Consider the following 16,346-nt stretch of genomic DNA (forward strand, 5'->3'; position numbering starts at 1 on the left):
CGATGTCCGTTGTCGCCCCCTAGAATTCTGCGCGAAACGGGATTTCTGTCAGTCCTAGGTCTGAGTATAGGGACCGCCAGTTTGCGGACGTATTGCCCTCTTCAAGCATGACGAGTTGGTCCATGGTGATAGGAAACCATGGATATCGGTCCAGTCGAGCGGCTATCGTCTTCATGGCTGCCATGGGTATGTAAAGGGTGCGCAGAGGTTTCGATAGGCTTTTCGCTACTCGTGTCAAGATGTCTCGGTACGACACCACCTCCGGTCCAGCCACGTCATACGTTTGCCCCACCGCATCGGCTGTGTCCAGACAGGTTGCAAATGCTTCCGCAACGGTCTGGACGGAGACGGGTTGAAGCTTCGACTCTCCACGCCCAATAATTGGGACAACAGGAACCGACTCCACAAGGTCTGCCAATTGTCGCAAGAAGTTCGGGCCTGGACCTCCAATGCCAAAAACCACGGAAGGGCGGAAAATGGTAAAAGGCAATCCACTCTCCACCACGGCCCTTTCTCCCTCCCACTTAGAGCGGTGATACTTAGAGACTGCGTGCGGTCGCGCTCCAAGTGCGCTCATGTGCAGATACCGTTGCAAAGAACCGTGTGCTTTTGCAGCGCGGACGAAGTTTTCTGATCCGATGTGATGGACGGCACTCATGGTACGACCCGATGGTATGTGTTCACGAATGATGCCTACTAAATTGATAGCGGCATCACAGGTTTCGAATGTTTTTGCGAGGTCTGTTTGACTGGTGCGCACGATGTCTCCTGGCATCCATTCAGCGCCAAGTGCGGACAGTTCGCTCGGCAATTTCTGCCGGGACAACACTCGGACTTGATGTCCGCGGGCAAGGATCTCGCGAACGACGGGCACTCCAATGTATCCTGTTCCACCTGCAACCAGAACCTTCATCGAATCTCACCCACCCTGTTTCCGGATGTCCCTACTAAGCATCTGGAAATAGTTCATAAAATGCGCTATAGCGGTCGTCTTTGTTAGTTGGCCGGGCTTTCTGCGGATACCCAGATGCATCAGCCTTACCACTTTGTGATTTACTGGATGTCTGCGATTTGTTCGTGGTTCGGAACCGTTCCCGATAGTCGTCAAGTTCCTGCTTTGTACGAATGTGATTTTTTTGCCAGTCAAACAACACTCGGTCAATATATTTAAATGCAAATTTGTTTGCATAGACCGCTTCACGGAGAGCTTCGACGATCATCCATTCTGGAACGCGGTCTTCCTCTAACCACTGACGAATTTGGTCGAGTTCCAAACCGGACAGCGGTCGACCAAATTCTTCTTCGAACAACGTTACAGGGTCTCTCCGCCAGTCTTGATAGGGAGATTTTCCAGCATCCTTTTGGCGAATTCGCCTCCAGAGCGGACGCAAGTCAAAGTATGTACTATGTGTCCCCTCAGTATCCAATCGTTCGCCAATGGACAAAAATCCGCCTTGTACAAGTTGCTCTAAATAGCGCAAGACATCATTAGACGACATTTTGCAGCGCTCTGCCAGGCGAACAGTCGAGAGATCAGTCGAACCTTCCAATTGTGAAGCAGACAGAATGGAAAGGAGAAGGATAAACGCTTGAGGCTCCATATCCCATTCTCCATAACGCTCTAAGAGGTCTAACGGAACAGAGACAAACGCTCGGCCAAGAAAGTCGATGTCGTCGGGAGACGGGACGAATGGGCGCATAGCAGGTACTCCTTTCTCCACGACAGTCAGGTTTTGCCGCCGCTCCCCGAAAAGGTCATTCAGGGCGTTAGGCGATAGAGCATACGCGGAAATGCGGATGCTTCGCGCACGTGCTCCAACCCACATATCCAAGCGACCGTTCGCTCCAGTCCGATGCCGAAACCAGAATGCGGAACGCTGCCATATCTTCTTAAGTCGAGATACCATTGATAATCTTCGAGAGGCAGGTGATGTTCTTCAAATCGTTTCAGCAATAGGTTATAGTCGTGTATACGCTCGCTGCCACCGACAATTTCTCCATATCCTTCGGGAGCCAATAGGTCCGCACAGAGAGCAACTTCGGGACGGTCAGGGTCCGGTTGCATATAGAAAGCCTTGATGGCAGTTGGGAATTTTTCAATGAAGACTGGCCGGTCATATGCGGATGCAATGGCCGCTTCATGTGGGGCCCCAAAATCTTCACCCCAGGAAATTTCATGCCCGTTTTCCTGAAGCCAAGCGATGGCATCGTCGTACGTCAGTCTGGGAAACGGTGTCGTTACGGACGTCAATTTAGAGACATCCCGCTCTAACACGTGCAGTTCTGCTGAACAGTTCTCCAGCACGTGCTGAACAATGTGCGATATAAACTGCTCCTGCACTTCCAAGTTTTGCGCATGCGTTACATAGGCCATTTCCGGCTCAATCATCCAGAATTCAATCAGGTGTCGGCGCGTCTTAGATTTTTCCGCACGGAACGTCGGGCCCATAGAGTAAACTTTGCCTAAGGCCATGGCTGCCGCCTCCATGTACATCTGGCCACTTTGGGTGAGGAACGCATCCTCCTCGAAGTATTTTGTGTGAAACAACTCGGATGTGCCTTCACAGGAGGTTGGCGTGAGTATCGGCGGATCGACCCGAGTAAAACCGTTGTTGGCAAAGAATTCGGTCATGGCAAGAAGAATTTCCGAACGAATTTTCAATATCGACCGTTGGCGCGGCGTTCTAATCCACAGATGACGATGGTCGAGCAAGAAATCGACACCATGCTCTTTCAGAGTGACCGGATAATCCGAAGCATGTCCGACAATTTCCACCGATTCAATAGACATCTCGTAACCACTTTGCGAGCGCGCTTCGGCTCGAACTGTACCGGTGACTCGCAGAGAAGATTCTTGTGTCACATTCTGACATGCGGAGAACTGTGCTTCCGGCAACTCTGAGCGCACAGCCACGCATTGTATCCAACCAGAACCATCCCGCAATTGTAAAAACACGATTTTTCCACTGGAACGTTTGTTGTACAACCATCCTTCTAGGCAAACAGTTTGTCCCACATAGTCGCCAATATGGTCAATGGATGTTTTGGTGGTCACGCTTGTGTCCCCGCTTTCGAAAGATATGTAGATACAGTGCTGTCAGGGCATGCACTGTATTGAAGCATAGTCTACTATGTTTTTCTATCGCCATAAAGTTGACTAAGTTATTCCTTGATATCGATGAAACAGTTTTCCGTCTCCTACTGCAACGTCAATTCAGTCGAAGCCACATAGGGAACCGATACAACGTCCGAAGATGTTGGACTCGGAACTGATTTTTTCGTTTGCACTTTCGTCAGCCATTCACGAAAAGCACTGCCATCGAGACTCTCATCGCGCACAATGTCCGCCGCAAATTCGGCAATGTCTTCTCGATAGGGGCGCAGAATTTCTCTGGTGATGCGCTCTTGCTCCGCTAAAATGAATCGAACTTCAGTGTCCAGGACGGCTTCGGGAAGATGTTCTTCATCGACAATGCCAATCCTGGAAAGTCCGCAAACGACAATCGTACGCGCTAAGGACGATGCCTGAACAAAGTCATTTTGGGCGCCAGTCGACCGATTTCCGTAGTGATGTTCTTCTGCCAAGCAACCCCCGAGGGCCACATTGACTTGCTCTTGAAGCTGCTCCAAAGTGTACAGATATCGGTCAGCCTCGGGAATTTGCCTGACAAATCCGAGAGCGTTTCCGCGCGGAGCAATCGTGATGTGAGAGACGGTACCCGGCCGCATCAGTTCGCTGACAATGGCATGGCCAAGTTCGTGCACTGCCACCCGCTGCAGCTCGTCATCTGTGGGCCTGCGCCCAGTTCGTTCGCCCATCAAGACTTTATCCACTGAATCGCGAAACATCTCTTGATTAATCTGCTGTTCGCCAGCGCGCAAAGCGGCAATCGCCGCTTCGTTGACCAACGCTTCAAGTTGTGCTCCTGAAAAACCAAAGGTCTCTCGAGCGATGTGCTCCAGGCTGACGTCCCGCCGCAATGGCTTACCCGCAGTTTGAATCCGTAAGATGTGTAGTCTGCCCTCTTTGTCTGGCAAATCCACCTGAATTTGTCGGTCAAAGCGTCCTGGACGCAGTAGAGCAGAGTCTAAGATATCGGCGCGGTTGGTAGCCGCCATAACCAGAACTAACGGGGACTGTGTCGTTGACATTCCATCCATTTCTGTTAGTAGTTGATTGAGAGTTTGATCGTACTCTTGATGGCTGTGCTGCCCCCTTCTACCTCCCACCACGTCAATCTCGTCGATGAAAATAATCGCGCTATCCTTGTTCTCTTTCTTCGCTTGTTGACGAGCCTTGCGAAAGAGCTCACGAACGCGCTGTGCGCCAACGCCGACGTACATTTCGACAAACTCACTACCGGATGCCGCCAGAAACACAGAATCTGTATACGTGGCAGCAGCTTTTGCCATCAACGTCTTTCCCGTACCAGGAGGTCCAGTGAGCAAAATTCCCTTTAAAGGTCTGATTCCCAGAGATTTAATCCGATCTCGATAGCGCAGAAAATCAAGAGCTTCTCGGAGTTCTCTTTTTGCATGCTCCTGCCCACCAATTTGATCAAACGACACCTGATGCCTGACTGGCGCTTCTCGACTGGCGCCTGCTACTGCGGTTCGACGATCCATCATCACCCACACACCGACGCACAGTGCTACCAAGAATAGGAGTGGCAAAATATTCACATTCATAAACAAGCCGATGAAAACGACGACGGCGATTCCTACACCAATTAGCCATTCTTTGATCAACTTGAAGCCCCTCCCCCGTTCAACTGGTACGACAGGACTTTGTAGAAATAGTGGCTACCATATTGCAATTGAATAAAGAAGTGATGGGCATCCATCGTGATGCGGGCTGCAACGCCTTGTGAATTTGCGCTTTTTTCGACAGACTGAATCATCTGGGTGTATTGACCATCGCGAATTCCCTCAAAAATCATTGGCTCCAAGTTGACGTATTCATTGCTCAGGAAGGCATTACTTTTATCTTCCAAAACAATGGATTCGGTTGTTCCAAGTGTTGAACGCACTTTCGACTCGATGCTTTCATACGTCGTCTGTAAGTCACCGTTTTCCAATGTATGAAAGGGGCCCAGTTGCACAACCACGCTATTTCCACTGGCTGTGTTCAAGGCAATATGACTGACACCGGGAATGTCCCGGAGTTCTGACTCCAAGGGTCCAAACAACTTATAATGCTGATACGCTTGCCAAAAGCCGAATAAAACGGCCAGCGAAATCAACGCTATGACCAGTACAGGCACGAGGCGAACTCTGGACAACTTCTCACCCCTCCACTCTCGATGTTTCTGTACCTCAGTATATCACTCTAGAGTTTCTGACGGTGGAGTACATATTGGCAAATGAGGCGTCCCGTGGTTGCTTGAAAATAGAGGTAAACAGGGCGATGGTCCTCTGTTCCAAAGACCTCATAGACAGGTCCCGCATGAGTATTCATACGTGTTGCAGTCGAAGTTGAAAGCCATCCAAAATGAACGGATGTCAACTTCACAGAGCGCATTGTTGCCATATGGCGAATGAGCGAGGTTGAAACTAAAGTCGATGTGGGGACTGCGTGTATTGTCCGCGATGAATCTGACATGATGGCGTACCATGAACGTCCAAAAACGTCGAAACCTCGAAACACATGTTCTACTCCTGATGCTGTAAAGACGGACTCGCTCTCGATATGATTGAGAGGGGAATGATTGAGCACATACTGTGCATCAGTCGCTTCTATGTCCCACTCTGATTTTAAATTGTTCCAAAATACGATAAAAAATGTAAAAGCTATGGCTAGCAAAAAGACAGCCATGCAAGCACCAAGGACAGTTAGCATGCGAAGTCGACTCATAGCACCGACGATGAGCGGTACAAAGTGACGGTCATCTTACCTTCTGCCGCTCCAGCCTTGGATAGTCCAAACACGACATCTTTGTCTCGCAAGTTTCGATTGAGAAAATCCACCAGTAAGTACAAGTCCTCGGTCGCCGTGCATTCTTGCGTAGCAATAATTTGTAGGTGAGTATCCATCATCATCGGCCTTTCTAAGTGTCAAAACTCATCTTTTTTCAGACCATCTTACCTGTTTTCAGTCTGTCGGAACTTATGGCGTTTTTTCTTCTACAGTCTGTTCAACCTGCGTCACGCATCCGAGCTTTCTAAACTTCTTGTCAATCGTGTAAACCAGTCAGAGTGAGTGAATTGATATCGCATCGGAGTGACCGAGATATATCCATCTCGTACCGCAAGTACGTCTTTTCTGTCTCCAAAAGTTTCTTCTACTTCTTCTCCAGTATACCGATAATACGTGCGTCCGGCATCATCTTCCTTTTGTACAAATGAATCTCGATATGACCGTGCACCGAGTTCTGTGATGAAAAATTCGCTTCCTCTACTTTCCTCCGAAGGTATATTGATATTGAGAAATGAATCTCTGGGAAAACCTTCTTTGGCGAGCGTGTTGAGTACCGGTAGAACTCTTTCCGCTGCGGACGAAAAGTCGTAGGGTGGACCACATAGAGACAGCGCGATGGAGGGAACACCTTGCAGTGCAGCCTCACCTGCTGCAGCAACGGTTCCCGAGTAGAGGACATCTGCAGCCAAATTGGCTCCCTCGTTGATTCCTGACAGCATTAAGTCGAAGGGTGCGAGGTGCACACAAGCCCACTTCACACAATCGACCGGAGTTCCGGATATTTGAAAAGCTCGCACACCAGGAATAAACAAATTCACTTCCTCTGCATAGAGTCGGGAGCGAATGGAAATGGAGTGACTGGAGGCGCTCTTTTGTCTGTCTGGTGCCACCACCAAAACTTCTCCCATTGTGACTGCTATTTCTGCCAAGGCAGCCAGTCCCGCTCCGTCTATTCCGTCGTCATTGCTAATGAGAATTCGCATCGGACTCTCCTTTTCTCCTTGGCAACAGGGGCAAGTTCAGTTCTCTATTCCCCGTTTCTCTGTTTACCCACCCATACTAACGCCTTCTCATGAAACTGGCAATCCTTAAGAAATCGCTGATAAAGGTGCACAGACCAGGGAAAAACTTGGCGCAGGACGAATCGCACCATGGGCTCACGCTTCGTTTTGATTGAGTGAGACACCAAAAGATGCAGCGATGCGGCGAGCGTCGTAGAGCACCCGCTCGTGGTCGAATCGAGTTGGCACTCCTCCCGAGAGAACATGCTCGCCGGCGATAAAGACATCCGTAACGTCATCGGATCCGCAGGCGTACACAAGGTTCGATATCAGGTCAAACCGCGGGGTCATGTGCGGGCTGTCTAAATTGACAAGGATAAAGTCTGCCTCCCTGCCTATGTTTAGGGTACCCGCACCACTTTCTCGAAAACAGGAAAGCGCACTTCCTTCGGTTGCCAGATATAGGGCTTTCGCCGCCGGGATGGCGGTAGCATCTTCCAAGACTCCCTTGTGTAGAGTGGATGCTAACCGAAGTTCTTCAAACATGTCGAGATTGTTGTTGCTTGCGGCTCCGTCGGTTCCGAGTCCGACGCAAATATTTTTGGACAGGAGCGCTTGCAATGGAGCGATGCCCGAGCCTAGTTTGAGATTACTTTGTGGGTTGTGCGCCACATGAACATTGTTCGCAGCTAAGATTTCTATGTCTTGTTCGTCGACGTGGACGCAGTGTGCAGCCAATGTCGGCACGTCAAATACGCCGCAGTCTGCTGCATGCAGAATTGGAGACTTTCCGAATTCAGCATAAGAATTTTCAACTTCCACACGCGTTTCAGAGAGATGAATCTGCAAAGGGACGGACAGTTCGTCAGCCAAGCCAGCCAAGCGATGCAAGTAGTCTGGGGGACAGGTGTAAGGCGCGTGGGGTCCGACTGAAGTGCGAATCCGACCGTTGTTGCCACCCTCCCAGGCCTTGACCAGTTCCGTGGTTCGTTCTAGCCCGCGCAGTCGACTCTGTTCATCGAAGCCTACGGCTCCAGAGGAAAGCAAGGCTCTCATGCCAGCTTCTGATACAGCCTTGGCCGCGCTCTCCATGAACATGTACATGTCTGTATAGAAAGTGGTACCGGATCGCAACATTTCCCAACAGGCTAACAGTGTTCCAGTATACACCGCTTCTGCGCCTAGCTTGGCCTCAAGTGGGAAGATTCGCTCGTTGAGCCAATTCATGAGCGGCATGTCGTCGCCTGCACCGCGCAGAAGAGTCATAGCGGCGTGGCCGTGCGCATTGACCAAACCGGGCATCGCTAGTGACCGGGGCTTCGCCAGTCGCTTAACCGGCGGACCTGAATGGTCCTGATAGACGCCTTTTCCAACCTCTACAATGCGCCCTTCTTCCCACGCTAAGTATGCGGGTCCATTGTAGACGTGCATAGAATCGAGTACGAGCGCGCCTACTTCAATAACGGTTCTTTCCAAATGCAAGTCCTCCCTGTACAAGTCGTATTATCTATATATCGATCGCGCTATTAACTCACAGCACGATCTCTGATTCACGCCTGTTGAGCGTTCAGGTGTCGTGCAACTGTTTCCGTATTGGGGCTGTCGATCATACCGACCTCCGTGACAATGCCAGTGATGAGATGGGCTGGCGTGATGTCAAAAGCCGGATTCCACACTGGCGCATTGGCTGGTGCAATCTTCTGTCCAAACACTTCCCTCACTTCGTCCGCCGACCGCTCTTCAATCGGGATGTCTTGCCCACTTTTTGCCTCTAGGTCGAACGTAGACAGCGGCGCCGCAACATAAAACGGGACGTGATGAGCAGCAGCGAGTACGGCCAGTCCATACGTGCCAATCTTGTTGGCGGTGTCTCCGTTTGCAGCAATGCGGTCCGCTCCGACGACAACGCCGTCGACTCGTTTCGTGGCCATCAACCATGCAGCCATATTGTCAGCAATGAGAGTATAAGGAATTCCCTCCGCCTCCAATTCGAACGCCGTAAGGCGCGCTCCCTGGAGATACGGCCGCGTCTCATCGACGAAAACCTGGGCTAACCTTCCGTTCGCGTGCAGTGCTCGGATGACACCAAGCGCAGTTCCGTACGATACCGTTGCCAAGGAACCCGTGTTACAGTGAGTCAAGATGTGGACACTCTCCAGAACGGATTGGAAAGCAGCTTGCCCGTGGGTTCCGATGGCTTGGTTCGTTGCCATGTCCTCTCTTGCCATGGCGTGCGCTTCTTGTAACAATGCGTCTACTATGAGGTTCGGTGACTCGTTCGCATGCACGTCCAGGCACTGTTGCATTCTCCGCATGGCATAGCGCAAATTGACCGCGGTGGGCCGAGTCTGCATGAGTTCCGAGACGGCAACAGTCACGGCCGTATGGATATCGCCCCCATTGCTGAGTGCCGCCTTTGCTGACAATACGACGCCGTAAGCAGCCGAAACGGCAATGGCAGGTGCACCGCGGACGGTCATGTTGAGAATAGCTTCGGCCACGTCACGACTCGTTCGGCAGGTGATATAAGAGGTATTGTGGGGCAAGGTTCGCTGGTCTAAAAGCGTCAATTGATTTTGTTCAAATTCTATAGCAGAAAGTGTCATATGGGCCTCCTAGCTAGAACTGGCTGCGTCATGAAGGGAGACATCATGCACAATGTGGTCACGACAGTGACACGCGTTGTCGCCTATGGTATCTTCGTCAATCCACTTGGCCAAGATGTCCCTAATAGAGTTAATATTTTCTGACATAGTGTCCACGACCTCTTTATGTGTAAGGGGGGCTCCCGATATACCCGCGGCAAAATTAGTCACAATACAAATCGTCGCGTAGCACATGCCGAGTTCCCGCGCAAGAACGACTTCGGGAACGCTCGTCATACCCACCACAGAGGCCCCTAAACCGGAATAAAAGCGGATTTCTGCGGCTGTTTCAAATCGTGGACCTTCGGTACAGACATAGGTCCCATGAGGATGAATGGAATGGCCGAGTTCGGCTGCGGCCTTGCTGATGCGCGCGCGTACCCCGGGGCAGTATGGGTCGGTCATGTCTGCATGAGTCACGGCCCCAGGACCGGTGAAAGTGGCAGGACGGCTCTTTGTGAAATCTAGGAAATCGTCAGCCAAGAGCAGGCTACCCGGCGTCAAATCTGGCCGCAGCGAACCGACAGCTGCTGTTGCACATAGGGTCTGCACCCCGATGGTGTGCAGTGCATAGATATTCGCTCGATAGTTGACCAAGTGTGGCGGAACCTGATGTCCGGTACCATGCCGAGCCAGGAATGCTACGCGCTTGCCTCCATACGTGCCAATCGTCGCAGTTGCATTACCATAAGGAGTTTCTATGGTGCAGTCGATTGCGTCTACGAAAAAGCGCGGATCGTAAACCCCGGTACCCCCAATAATCGCGTAGTCGGCTTTGATATCTACCATTTTTCGTGTACAGTCCCCTTTCCAGATGACGAATGACTATTGGCACCACTGGCATAGTAAGCCAAACTCTGCAATTCGCTGGTGAAGTCTGCCGACCGAACGTGGACGTGTTTCGGAACTTTCAAGAGCACCGGCGCAAAGTTCAAGAGAGCAGTAACTCCAGCGTCCACCATCTCTTCGCAGACCTGTTGGGCGGCGCTTGCCGGCACAGCAATGACTCCGATGCGGATGTTGGACTGTCGCAAAACAGTAGACATGGTGCGCGCAGAGAGGATGGTTACGTCGCCTACGACCATCCCCACTTTCTCTTCGTTGGCATCAAATGCATGCGTGATAGTGAGCGCCCGATGGCGACTTTTGCTGTAATCGCAGAGTGCCATTCCCAGTCGCCCAACTCCTGCCAGGGCCACATCCCATGATTCATCAAGGCGCAAGATATGCTGAATGTTCTGAGTTAGGAATGAGACGTTATAACCAATCCCCTTGCGTCCAAAATCCCCAAAGAAGGCCAAATCTTTTCGGATTTGGGCCGGATTCAAATCTAATTCATCTCCCAATACTTGTGACGAGACCGTTGGGATTCCTCTTTGATTTAATTCTTCCAGATGTCGAAGATACAGGGGTAAGCGCAAAATGACACTTTTCGGGATGGATGACTCTTTCACTCCAACTCACCCCCGCCCGGACGTAAAAATGTGCGAACCTGTTCATAGACTTCTGTCTCCGGTGCAATGACCGTCGAGACGTCTGGAACGGATCGAAGAAACGACTTTCCATACCGAGATGCAATGATGCGTCGGTCATAGACAACGACCACTCCCTTGTCCGTCGCGGTTCGAATCAAGCGACCAAATCCTTGGCGGAAGCGAACGATGGCTTCTGGAAGGCTGTCTTCTAGGAATGGATTGCCCCCACTGGTCTGAATCCGTTCATGTCGAGCTTCCGTCACAGGATGGGTCGGAGGGGTAAACGGTAAGCGAACGATGACCAGTGTTGTCAATTCGTCCCCAGGCAAATCAATTCCTTCCCAAAATGACTGAGCACCCAATAAGACCGACTCGGGATTATCCTTAAACGCGCGTAGGACTTGAGTTCGGTTCCCTGTTACCCCTTGCGCGTAGAGTGCAAGACCGCTCGTTTGCAGCGGAGTTCTTAATCGCGACGCGGTCGCTTTGATGAGTGCGTGACTTGTAAACAGGGCGAGTAGGCGACCAGAGCTGCAGAGAGCGAGTTTGTACAGAGCTTCACTCAGCCAGGTGGCCGCTTCGTCCGGACTGAGGCGCGCCATGTCAGGAATGTCCGAGGGCACGCACAGACGCGCCTGCCGTCGCAGATTGAAGGGAGAAGACACTGTCATCGTCTGTAGCCGACCCGTGTCCTCTGCTCTGTCCAGACCGAGTTGGCTCATGACATACTGAAACCCCCCGTCGACCATCAGCGTGGCAGACGTCATGACGACAGAGTCTTTCGCTTCGAAAATGGATTCTCGCAGACGACTCGCGACAGAGATGGGTGCGAGGTGAATGGACCAGAATGGCCTGTCCTTTGGGCCACTTCGCTCCAACCAAACCACCTCGTCCGCGGGCAAATTGACAGCCTGTTCGAGTACGCTCACCTGCTCCGTCACCGCAGACAGAAATCCTGACGCATCGAGTACCCGTGCGCTGCGGTCTGTATCAGGATCACGCTCCGCAAACGTCTCCAGCCAATTCACACGTTCGTTCAATGTCACACGTTCGCGCGCAATTTGTGCGACGAGATCTTGAAAGGTCATCCATGCTTCTGTTCCCGCAATGTTGCCCGTCAGCCGATATTCTGATACTTTGTCCGGCAAGAGGACAGCCAATGCAGTGAAACAGGCATCGGCCAGCGAGCGAAGTGTCGACAATCCGGCTTCGATACGCTCCAATTCGGCTTGCATCTCGGCTTCTCGGGAGTCCCCCTGATAGCGGCGCCGGATATCCGCCAAGACTCCGCCTCGACCACCTTCCCGCCACAGTCGGCCAATCCCACTGTGAAATGCGGCCAAGTAGAGTTCTGCTCCGAGATGTTTGGTGGCAACTTCGGCGACGTGATGCGCTTCGTCCAAAATCAGGTCATCATAGGTTGGTAAAATTCGGTTGCCGGCGCGGATGTCGGAAAAAACAAGAGAATGGTTGGTCACCACAATGTCTGCGTTGCTTGCTTCATTCTTTGCACGAAAATAGTAGCACCCTTTGAAAAAAGCGCAGCGTTTGCCAATACAGGACTCACTTTCACTTTGAACGCGTTGCCAAACGGTCGAGACGGCATTGGAAATAGAGAGTTCTTCGCGCAGGCCATGGCTTGTCTCGGCGAGCCACGCAACCAGCATCATCAATACCTGTGTGTCGATTGGATTGGATGTCAACACAACGCCATCCGTCTCTTGACGCACTTTTCGAAGACAGAGATAGTTGGTGCGACCTTTGAAGATAGCCAACTTCGCCTCAAACGGAAGAATTCTCTTCAAAATCGAGAAGTCTCGATGCTCAATTTGGTCTTGGAGTGCCAGAGTATGGGTCGCGACCACTACGCGCTTATCATGCTGGTGTGCATGGAGAGCTGCGGGCACAAGGTATGCCAAAGATTTCCCAGTTCCGGTTCCGGCCTCAACCATCAGATGTTGACTGTTGGTCAGGGCGGTTGCAATCGCTTCTGCCATCTTTTGCTGTGATTCCCGAGCTTCGAATTGAGGGAAAATCGTAGGTAGCGGGCCGTCTTCCGACAGCAAGGTGGACGAATGGTCAGCGGCCGGGAGCGGATTGTCCGACTGCGCATTCCTTTTCGGTCCACTTTCGGAATCTGGCGCCACTGCGGTAAAGGCAAGCCCTTGAATCACTTGAAGCCTCCGAACGGGATGGGTGGGTTCCAGGTGATTTCGGACGTCATCAAACCAAGCCGCATACAGCGGCGAGACATTTCCTGCCAGTCGGCACAACTCATGAATCGTGTCTTCTGAGAATTTTTTTGTGGCGATGTTCCTCAACGCATACAGTAGGTGGGCTGTCGCGCGTGCATCGGCCAAGGCTCGATGTTTGTCGTCGTGCTCGAGGCTAAGAGACTTCGTGAGAGCGCCGAGCCCATATTCGCCTTGACGAGGAAGGACAATGCGGGCTAAGGCCAACGAATCGAGAGACAATGATGTTGGCTGTTGCGGGAAGAAGCAAGCATCACAAGCCGTTTCCACAAATTTTAAATCGAATGCCACGTTGTGGCCTGCGATGTTGTATGGTCCGATAAAATCCATGAATGTGCGCAGAGCATCTGCAAGACTCGGTGCATCTCGAACCATAGCGTCATCGATGCCAGTCAAATCTGAGACCACCATTGGAATGCTCCGTTTTGGGCGGACTAAGGTACTCATCTCGGAAACGATGTCGCCATCGCGGACGTGGACCGCCGCAAACTCTATAATTTCATCGAAGTCGGGCCGAAAACCGGTCGTCTCCAAGTCAATAACCACGAATTCCAACCGAATGCCCTCCAGACCTTCTCTTTGCAGCTCATTTTAAACATTCTACCATGGGTGCAATCATTATGTGGAAATGCGTGCAAAGATCCGTCCCGCGTCCAACTGCTGTTTGTCTCGAACGGCGGATCGGCTGTTCTCACTTTACAACGAATCTCTACCAGACTTCGGTGCGCACGATTTCGCCAGACGGTACCTGAACTCGTTTTCCCTCGACCTCTATCGTTAGAGTTCCGCGTTCGTCGATGTCGACACACGTTCCCGTGACCACTTGTTCTCCGAGCCGCACCGTGATGGTGCGTTGCATGTGTGCACAGAGGGCTATCCATTCGCTGCGAACTCCGGAAAATCCGGCGGCGTCTTGACAAAGACTGTCGTACAGTGGTTCCAGCGCCGACAGGATGGCACCTGCTACGCGAGCTTTCGTCCACGGCGATGAAGTTGAAGGCGAGAGCGAAATCATCGTTTCTTGAAGGAGCGCAGGTACGTCTTCTCGAGCGACGGTCAGGTTCAAGCCAATGCCTAACACCGCCGTGTGCACGGTCTCTGCCTCGGCTCGAATTTCTGCAAGGATGCCGCACAGTTTGCGGCCATTCAGGAGAAGGTCGTTGGGCCACTTGATACGAATGTCTAATCCGGTCAAAGTGCGAAGCGATTGCGCTGCAGCAACTCCAGCGAGAAGAGTCAGTTCGCCAGCCCGCGACAAGGGAATTGGTTTCGTCAGGACAAGCGTCATCCAGAGTCCACCTTCGGGAGAAGCCCACATTCGACCGCGCCGCCCTTTTCCCGCAGATTGCTCCTTTGCGCTGGCCACGGTGCCGTGCGGAGCTCCATGCTCCGCCAGTTCCATCGCCCACCGATTGGTGGAGTCAATGACGGGTCGATAGAGAACGGACCGACCCAATGAGTGAGTCGACAAGTGTGGCTGGAGAAGCGGTTCAAAGAGAATGTCTGGCGTTGATAAGAGACGGTAGCCTCGACGGGGAGCCGCATCGAAAACAAATCCGAGGCTTTCAAGGTGTTCTAAATGTTTCCAAATAGCGGTGCGAGATATATGAAAGTGCTCTGATATCGTTTCTCCAGACAAAGATTCCGTGGGATGGTTTAAGAACAGTTCAATCAATTCATTTCGAAGTGCGTCTGCCGGAGTCCGCCAAGACATGGTACTCTACCTCCCGTCTCTGTGCGTGTATCTGGGGTGAAATTTGATGTCCCGAAGCACAGATTCTCTCGAAGTGCGAAAGGAGTGGGTCACGGCTTCCCGAACGGACGACCGACTGCGACCGTCCAGCCTCCCCGACAGAACTTCGGTTACGACCCAGTCCAAGATATCCCCAATTTCCGGCCCTGTTCTCTGCGTCCAAGCCTGGACGTCCTGCCCGCGAAGTGGCAGATCCGTTCGTCTCCAAAGAGGCTGAGTACGAAGAGCCACGACGGCACGTGACGAGAGTTCGTGGTAGTTCAAGTTCTGCGCCATCGACCGGACGGTCACGGCCAGGCGCGTTATGAGCCATCCCTGTTCGTATAAAGCGGTGTGCCAGTCGCTCCAGGACCAGGTCTCCATCGGACATAACGACAGTTGCAAAGTCCGAGCCACCGTTTTAGCGTACATTTTGCGAAGCTTCAGCCATTCAACCACTTCCCCGCTGCTGCCACCGCCGATGCTCGTCCAAAGGGTCAGAGCTGTCCACTGACGATGGACGGCGCCGAGAGAACCTGCACGCTCCTTCCACATGGTCTGATAACTGTCTGTGCATTCCTGCAAAGCGCGCTGCAGAATCTCTGCGGCATGGTGCCGTTCAGACGTCTCACGGTCAGAATCCGCGTAAACCAACCATCGCCCTTCGGCAAGTTGCGCAGCGAGCCGCGGCCAATTTCCTTCGCCAAAGAGAAGTAATTCGCGGCCGATCCGTTCCATCGCAATGTTAGTCAGCGCCTTCGGAACACTGAGCATGGCCGCGAACGTGTCATCGTGAATGTCTAACTCGTATTGTGCTGCCAGTCGGAAGGCGCGGAGGATGCGAAGTCCATCTTCCGCCATTCGATCGACCGGTCGGCCCACGGCGCGAAGCGTTCGCTGCTGAAGGTCCGTCCGTCCCTGGAGGGGGTCCACAAGGTCCCCGGAGAGCCTCAGAGCCATCGCATTCACCGTGAAGTCGCGGCGCATGAGGTCGGCAGCGAGAGACTTTGTAAAATGCACGGAGTCTGGGTGACGTCCATCAGAGTATCCTCCCTCCTCGCGAAAAGTGGTCACTTCGCAAGAGGTCGTTGCCAAAGGCAACGTGACGGTTCCATGGCGAAGTCCTGTCGGAATCGCCCGCGGAAACATTTTCAATAAGACGTCTGGTGTTGCGGCGGTGGCGAGATCGAAATCTACTACGGGCAATCCCAGAAGATGATTGCGAACGCATCCTCCGACTAAGACCGTTTCGTAGTGACGGTCTTCCAGTGCACGGATGACCTCGACAATCTCCGGTGGAACGAAATCAACGCAAGTTTTCATC

The 16,346-nt window shown here is 52.3% G+C and carries 14 protein-coding genes; all 14 read right to left on the reverse strand.

Annotation, left to right across the window (positions count from 1 at the left end; all coding sequences use genetic code 11):
- Positions 1 to 19 precede the first annotated feature (19 nt).
- Positions 20 to 913 (reverse strand): complex I NDUFA9 subunit family protein, encoded by an 894-nt coding sequence (locus tag M4I36_RS00150; RefSeq protein WP_258109573.1) that lies wholly within the window; start codon positions 911 to 913, stop codon positions 20 to 22.
- A gap of 34 nt (positions 914 to 947) precedes the next feature.
- Positions 948 to 1,700 (reverse strand): DnaD domain protein, encoded by a 753-nt coding sequence (locus M4I36_RS00155; RefSeq protein WP_258109575.1) that lies wholly within the window; start codon positions 1,698 to 1,700, stop codon positions 948 to 950.
- A gap of 59 nt (positions 1,701 to 1,759) precedes the next feature.
- Positions 1,760 to 3,055: an asparagine--tRNA ligase gene (asnS, locus tag M4I36_RS00160; protein WP_258109576.1), complete on the reverse strand. Its 1,296-nt coding sequence runs from the start codon at positions 3,053 to 3,055 to the stop codon at positions 1,760 to 1,762.
- A gap of 143 nt (positions 3,056 to 3,198) precedes the next feature.
- A complete protein-coding gene (locus tag M4I36_RS00165; RefSeq protein WP_258109673.1) occupies positions 3,199 to 4,689 on the reverse strand; it encodes an AAA family ATPase in 1,491 nt (496 codons plus the stop codon).
- Between the two features lie 56 nt (positions 4,690 to 4,745).
- Entirely contained in the window at positions 4,746 to 5,282 is a 537-nt protein-coding gene (locus M4I36_RS00170; RefSeq protein WP_258109577.1) for a hypothetical protein, read from the reverse strand.
- 568 nt (positions 5,283 to 5,850) lie between these two features.
- Complete coding sequence (locus M4I36_RS00175) at positions 5,851 to 6,036, reverse strand: YpmA family protein (protein WP_258109578.1); 186 nt, start codon at positions 6,034 to 6,036, stop codon at positions 5,851 to 5,853.
- A gap of 108 nt (positions 6,037 to 6,144) precedes the next feature.
- Positions 6,145 to 6,900, reverse strand: coding sequence for a 5'/3'-nucleotidase SurE (surE, locus tag M4I36_RS00180; RefSeq protein WP_258109579.1), 756 nt, complete (start codon positions 6,898 to 6,900; stop codon positions 6,145 to 6,147).
- Between the two features lie 174 nt (positions 6,901 to 7,074).
- Positions 7,075 to 8,394, reverse strand: a complete 1,320-nt coding sequence (locus tag M4I36_RS00185) for an amidohydrolase (RefSeq protein ID WP_258109580.1) — start codon at positions 8,392 to 8,394, stop codon at positions 7,075 to 7,077.
- A gap of 74 nt (positions 8,395 to 8,468) precedes the next feature.
- Complete coding sequence (gene mtnA / locus M4I36_RS00190; protein ID WP_258109581.1) at positions 8,469 to 9,524, reverse strand: S-methyl-5-thioribose-1-phosphate isomerase; 1,056 nt, start codon at positions 9,522 to 9,524, stop codon at positions 8,469 to 8,471.
- Between the two features lie 9 nt (positions 9,525 to 9,533).
- On the reverse strand, positions 9,534 to 10,352 hold the full coding sequence (gene mtnP, locus M4I36_RS00195; RefSeq protein WP_258109582.1) for an S-methyl-5'-thioadenosine phosphorylase: 819 nt from the start codon (positions 10,350 to 10,352) through the stop codon (positions 9,534 to 9,536).
- Positions 10,346 to 11,017, reverse strand: coding sequence for a redox-sensing transcriptional repressor Rex (locus tag M4I36_RS00200; protein ID WP_258109583.1), 672 nt, complete (start codon positions 11,015 to 11,017; stop codon positions 10,346 to 10,348). Before M4I36_RS00200 ends, mtnP begins: the two co-directional genes overlap by 7 nt.
- Complete coding sequence (locus tag M4I36_RS00205) at positions 11,014 to 13,836, reverse strand: helicase C-terminal domain-containing protein (protein ID WP_258109674.1); 2,823 nt, start codon at positions 13,834 to 13,836, stop codon at positions 11,014 to 11,016. Before M4I36_RS00205 ends, M4I36_RS00200 begins: the two co-directional genes overlap by 4 nt.
- Before the next feature lie 163 nt (positions 13,837 to 13,999).
- A complete protein-coding gene (locus tag M4I36_RS00210) occupies positions 14,000 to 15,004 on the reverse strand; it encodes a biotin--[acetyl-CoA-carboxylase] ligase (RefSeq protein WP_258109584.1) in 1,005 nt (334 codons plus the stop codon).
- A 6-nt stretch (positions 15,005 to 15,010) separates the two neighbouring features.
- Entirely contained in the window at positions 15,011 to 16,345 is a 1,335-nt protein-coding gene (locus M4I36_RS00215) for a CCA tRNA nucleotidyltransferase (protein ID WP_258109585.1), read from the reverse strand.
- Between the last annotated feature and the right edge of the window lies 1 nt (position 16,346).

The organism is Alicyclobacillus sp. SP_1, from assembly GCF_024706985.1.
GTDB lineage: Bacteria > Bacillota > Bacilli > Alicyclobacillales > Alicyclobacillaceae > Alicyclobacillus_I.

Excerpts from the sequence above, each read along its gene's own strand:
- M4I36_RS00150 (WP_258109573.1), bottom strand. The coding sequence starts at position 913 with ATGAAGGTTCTGGTTGCAGGTGGAACAGGATACATTGGAGTGCCCGTC.
- M4I36_RS00155 (WP_258109575.1), bottom strand. The coding sequence starts at position 1,700 with ATGCGCCCATTCGTCCCGTCTCCCGACGACATCGACTTTCTTGGCCGA.
- M4I36_RS00165 (WP_258109673.1), bottom strand. The coding sequence starts at position 4,689 with ATGAATGTGAATATTTTGCCACTCCTATTCTTGGTAGCACTGTGCGTC.
- M4I36_RS00175 (WP_258109578.1), bottom strand. The coding sequence starts at position 6,036 with ATGATGGATACTCACCTACAAATTATTGCTACGCAAGAATGCACGGCG.
- surE (WP_258109579.1), bottom strand. The coding sequence starts at position 6,900 with ATGCGAATTCTCATTAGCAATGACGACGGAATAGACGGAGCGGGACTG.
- mtnA (WP_258109581.1), bottom strand. The coding sequence starts at position 9,524 with ATGACACTTTCTGCTATAGAATTTGAACAAAATCAATTGACGCTTTTA.
- mtnP (WP_258109582.1), bottom strand. The coding sequence starts at position 10,352 with ATGGTAGATATCAAAGCCGACTACGCGATTATTGGGGGTACCGGGGTT.
- M4I36_RS00210 (WP_258109584.1), bottom strand. The coding sequence starts at position 15,004 with ATGTCTTGGCGGACTCCGGCAGACGCACTTCGAAATGAATTGATTGAA.
- M4I36_RS00215 (WP_258109585.1), bottom strand. The coding sequence starts at position 16,345 with ATGAAAACTTGCGTTGATTTCGTTCCACCGGAGATTGTCGAGGTCATC.